Below are 4,813 nucleotides of genomic sequence, written 5' to 3' on the forward strand. Positions count from 1 at the left end.
AACAGTGAATTTTCATAAAAAAATGATACATTCAAAAGACTGTTCTGTACAGCTTTGAAGTTGAAATCGTCAAGACATAGTTTACATATCACTGGATTATAAGAAGGGGGAGAAGCTTAAATGAGAGCTTCTTTTTTTGTTCGGCGAAGTGTACTTTTACGAACGGATTTATTCAAGAAAGCAAGAGGGATTAATCCATCTACGTATTATGGAAATTAGTGTTAATCTAAATGTAGAATCGTTGCATCGCTAAATCAATTAGATGAAAGAGAGGATTTCGAAAATAAATTCCCTGATATTCCAAGCAGCCTTTTTGATACCGTTTGAAAAAAATTATTCGAACACGGTGAAAAAATAAGTGATGATACTTATGAAAATGCTATAAAAGAAGCATTTTCTTGACTTAATCCGCATCTTGAAGAAGAGGGTCCTCAATTCTGATAAGGCCTGCTTCAAGTATCTAATTATTCTTTTCTAAATGGATTAATTCAAGTGTGCTTAATACAGTAGCTTAGAGATTTGCATGAGGATTTAATACTTTTTATATTGAGGGCTAACTGGCGATTTCAAACAATCAGATTACTATAAATAATACATCCAGAGAATTGATAAAGATAAATAGTGGGATGAAAGAGGAGTAATTCATTATAGAAGAAGGTATTTGGAAATTTATCACATGGAGAGTATACAGAAAGTATAATGCTTGGGGCTAAAGTAATTAAGATGCATATTTTGGATCTAACTCCTGAAAAAATTGCAGCGAATACGGATTTATCAATAGAAGAGGGAAAAGAAGTAATTTATGAAACTGAAAATGAGGGATTTACTAAATAATACTCAGCATAATGGTTTTTGAGATTATAGACCTTACAACTGAAAAAAAATGAGATTATATTGCTCATAATGACTATCAATTTTATAAAAAACAGATGTAAGATACCTCTTTATAATTTTTATGAATGATTTCAGAAGTAGGAGACCATTAGAAGTGGAATCAGCTATGAGGTCTAAATGAGTATGGAAAGTGCTTGGTAAAAGATTTTTATTACATCATGGGAGTGATAAGGCAATGAAGAATTTTTGGCAAAAAGATGATGAAATCTATAAATTAGTACCCTTAACCGCTAAAACAATTGAAAGCGCAGAAGAAAAACTGCAAGTGAAATTCCCCAAGTCGTATATCAAACTTCTGAAAAAACAGAATGGCGGATACATCTATTATAATGCATTCCCATGTGGCGTCCCGACCTCTTGGGCTGATGACCATATCAATGTGGACCACATTTTAGGAATTGGTGAGGAAGAAGGGGTAGTGGAAAGTGAATATTTAATAAATGAATGGGGATTACCAAAAAATATAGTCTTATTTTCTGGGGATGGGCACACATGGGTTGCGTTTGATTACAGAAAAACAAAGTCAGAACCGCCAATTATCTATGTTGATGTTGAAGCCAATCAAATTATTGAATTAGCTCCAGATTTCGAGTCATTCTTAGAGGGCTTGTATGTATATGAAACAGAACTTGAAGACGAGGTAGAACCTGACGATACTGATTACGAACAAGGGAAAAAAATTTGGTCCCTTGATGATCTTAAATCAGCTTTATCAACCACGAATCAAAGAGAGATTATTCCTGCATTGAACTACCTTTTTGAAAATCGGAAAGGGAATGAAACATTTATAGAACAAAGCATGATTGATCTTCTTCAAAGTCCTGTTCTTGAAATAAAAGAGGTTGCAGCCAATTTCGCGAATGAATTTTATAAGAGAGGCATATTTTCTTCCGAAGGTGTAGAAGAGATAATCTCTATTATTAAACGTGACAATCAAATTGTTTACTATGTGGAAATGTTTTTCCGTCAAAAAAGATAAGAATTGCTTTAATTAAAGGCCGCTATAGGGAATCGAATCTTGGTGAAAGTGGAAACTATGGATTGAATCGAGATGTAATTTAATCCTAATTGAATACGGGATGAGGAAAAAACTATATGAAAACAAGTAGATTCCACTAGCCACAGCTGGAATTCTACCACAAATATATTTCGAAAGCAGCCAGGTTTGCGGACAAGAAAAGGAAATTAGGATTTATGGTGAGGATGATAAGGATCGCAGATGCTTAGAGTGTGGCAAGGAATAATTCATAGCGGCTCATTATTCGAATAAATGCAGTAGTGAATTCAAGTTTATATATCAGCATTTTATCAGAAGCTGTTTGAATTTAGAGTGAGGGAAGAGGCTGATTAAAGCTTATCTTCTCTCCTTTTTTGTTTGTATAAGTGTATTTTTACGAACGGTTTTATTTCCAGATTTATCTAGCTATTATATGTTGTTCTAAGTATATTTAACGTAAGAGTTTCGAATCTGATAATAAAAGTTGCTCAAGGAGGACATATGGAAAAAAGTAAAGTTCGTTTAAAAAAAGACAGGAATGGAACTACTGTGTTAATTGGCAAGGATAATGTACAAGAATCAATTGATTACATCAAAACACACCAAATCAAAAATTTAGAGATTACTTATCGCTATGGAGAACCTCAAATCGACTTCCTAAGTGAATGCCCAAACATTGAAGCTTTAATACTGGAAGGACCGAGTGTGAAGAATTTTGACGGAGCCTATCACTTGAAGGCGCTTAAAGCTTTGATAATAACTGATGCTTCCTCTTCCTTGGCGATTGATCTTAGCCAATTAACATCTGTGGAAGAGATATACGGTAAATTGCCTCCTAAGACCATGGCCATCGGCAGCCTGATCAATTTAAGGAAAATGATGGTTAGAGGCTACAAATCTAAAGGGGAAAATTTGGAGGAGTTCACAGATCTTAAAGCTCTTGGACATCTTGAGCTCATGAACTCCAACATCATTTCCTTAGAAGGGATTCAAGGATTGAAGAAATTGAGACATCTGGGTCTGTTTAGAATGAAGACCCTGACTAACATCGAAGCGATACAACATCTGTCGGAAAACCTGAAGAAACTCCAAATAGAGTTTGTCAAAAACATACAAGACCTTTCGCCAATTGAAAAAGTCCAATCGCTGGAGTATTTGAGTTTAAGTGCCTGTGGAAATATTCCGTCCATTAAATTTACAAAGCGCCTTCGGAACCTGAAAACCTTAATTTTTGCAGATTCCGTTGTCGTGGATGGTGATGTCTCTCCTTGTATCGGGTTGGAATATGTTTATTTTACAGAAAATAAGCATTATTCCCACCGCTTAAAAGAGGTGACATCTGTGCATGACCGCCCCTCGTATATTGAGAGCTTAATACTGGAGGACATTGAATCGGCACCTCAAAATGTCAATCAGGGAGAACATCCTTTGCCTACCCAAGAGTGGAGAATAAGGATGGACGACGGAGATAACCAGTTTACTGAAGAAAATCTGGTAGCAACCGAAAAAGTACTGCAAAACTATTTAGATGGACTTTATGTCCTTCAAGAGCCATTCGAAGAGAAAATCATAAAAAAAGTGAAAGAAACGGTCCTCCGTTTAAATGCGCTAAATGAAATATACGACTTTTTCATTGAGACACTCGAACGGGAGGAACTCTGTGATTTCATCATAGACAAAGCGCAGGAAGCAGGGCTCGAGACTGAGGAAGACATTACCGAAGAATGGCGGGAATGGTAAGGGGAATTTCACAATATGTTTATGGGCTAGGATATGGAACAAATGAAAGTTGCTATTTTAGCGAAAGTAAATGTAACTTAAGTGCAGTTAAGTTACATTCGATTATTAGAATGTGAGAAACAGAGGATTAATATATATCAACATTACTTCGAAAATTTGATGCAAATTAAAAGTTAAGGAAGTGACTCATACTCATGTTAGAAGTTGTTTTACCTCTGGTAATTTCAAGTGTCGGTTTGGCTGTCGCTTATATATGGAGTAGACACAAGCCGCAGAAAGAGAAGCAAATTTTATGGGGGATTACTTTGATAATTGTAGTTGCACCATTTTTTTCTTGGCTTATTGGAGGACTTTATGCAACATTTGGATCTGTTGAAACTACTGGGTGGGCAGAAATCGTTTATCCAATGCTTATTTTCCCTGTTATCTGTCTAGTTGGAGTTTGGTGTTTGATAAAAGGGATTATTAACAAAGAAAAAGTCAGCTAGTTCTCAATGTAACTTATTGTGAATTAAGTTACATTCAGATTGGCAGCTAAATTAAAGAATAGAGGTCAAATTATGCAAGAGATTATTAAGTTGTTGGGGACAAATAAAAAGGGTGTAGAGGAGTCAGCGATAAGAGAAACGGAACGAAAGTTCACTATTCGTTTCCCGGATCAGTATGTTCAATTGTTTAAATTGGCCAATGGTCCTGAAGTTGGAGAGTGGACTCTATTTCCCATCAAAGACCCTAAGAATATGAAAAAAACGTGGGACGACGTGGTTAGACAAAATGAGGAAGTTTTGGATGGAGAGATTTCCGATGATCTGATTGCGATTGCTGAAGATGGTACTGGGGATTACTTGTGCTTGAAAGTAGAAGATGGGAAAGCAAAAGATCCAGTTTATTTATGGCTCCATGAAACAGATGAAACAGAAGAGCTAGCTCCTACTTTAAAAGATTTTATTATCATCGCTCAAGAAGACTTAGAAGATTTTGACGAAGATTGAATGTAACTTATTAGCAATTATGTTACATTCAGATGCTGTCAAATTAGAATGATATTTAGGGAAGGGGATTTTCATGCATTATTCTGAGCTACTTCAATACCGAGGTTATCTTTATTTGAATTCACTATTCGAACCTGAGGATAATACCTTGATCATTGATATTGATCGTTGTAAAACACCCAGGATTCCA

Annotated in this window: 4 protein-coding genes; all 4 read left to right on the forward strand. The window is 35.6% G+C overall.

The annotated features are described in order from the left end of the window. Positions 1–1,069: 1,069 nt before the first annotated feature. Entirely contained in the window at positions 1,070–1,873 is an 804-nt protein-coding gene (locus tag QMA09_RS16825) for an SMI1/KNR4 family protein (protein WP_290213960.1), read from the forward strand. 1,473 nt (positions 1,874–3,346) lie between these two features. Continuing rightward, on the forward strand, positions 3,347–3,631 hold the full coding sequence (locus QMA09_RS17220; RefSeq protein WP_416145534.1) for a hypothetical protein: 285 nt from the start codon (positions 3,347–3,349) through the stop codon (positions 3,629–3,631). A gap of 194 nt (positions 3,632–3,825) precedes the next feature. Then, a complete protein-coding gene (locus QMA09_RS16835) occupies positions 3,826–4,119 on the forward strand; it encodes a hypothetical protein (protein WP_290213962.1) in 294 nt (97 codons plus the stop codon). Positions 4,120–4,191: 72 nt separating this feature from the next. Then, positions 4,192–4,623: an SMI1/KNR4 family protein gene (locus QMA09_RS16840; RefSeq protein ID WP_290213963.1), complete on the forward strand. Its 432-nt coding sequence runs from the start codon at positions 4,192–4,194 to the stop codon at positions 4,621–4,623. Positions 4,624–4,813: the final 190 nt, after the last annotated feature.

The organism is Planococcus sp. APC 3906 (assembly GCF_030407685.1).
In the GTDB taxonomy this organism is placed as follows: domain Bacteria; phylum Bacillota; class Bacilli; order Bacillales_A; family Planococcaceae; genus Planococcus; species Planococcus koreensis.

Excerpts from the sequence above, each read along its gene's own strand:
- QMA09_RS17220 (WP_416145534.1), top strand. The coding sequence starts at position 3,347 with ATGGACGACGGAGATAACCAGTTTACTGAAGAAAATCTGGTAGCAACC.
- QMA09_RS16840 (WP_290213963.1), top strand. The coding sequence starts at position 4,192 with ATGCAAGAGATTATTAAGTTGTTGGGGACAAATAAAAAGGGTGTAGAG.
- QMA09_RS16835 (WP_290213962.1), top strand. The coding sequence starts at position 3,826 with ATGTTAGAAGTTGTTTTACCTCTGGTAATTTCAAGTGTCGGTTTGGCT.
- QMA09_RS16825 (WP_290213960.1), top strand. The coding sequence starts at position 1,070 with ATGAAGAATTTTTGGCAAAAAGATGATGAAATCTATAAATTAGTACCC.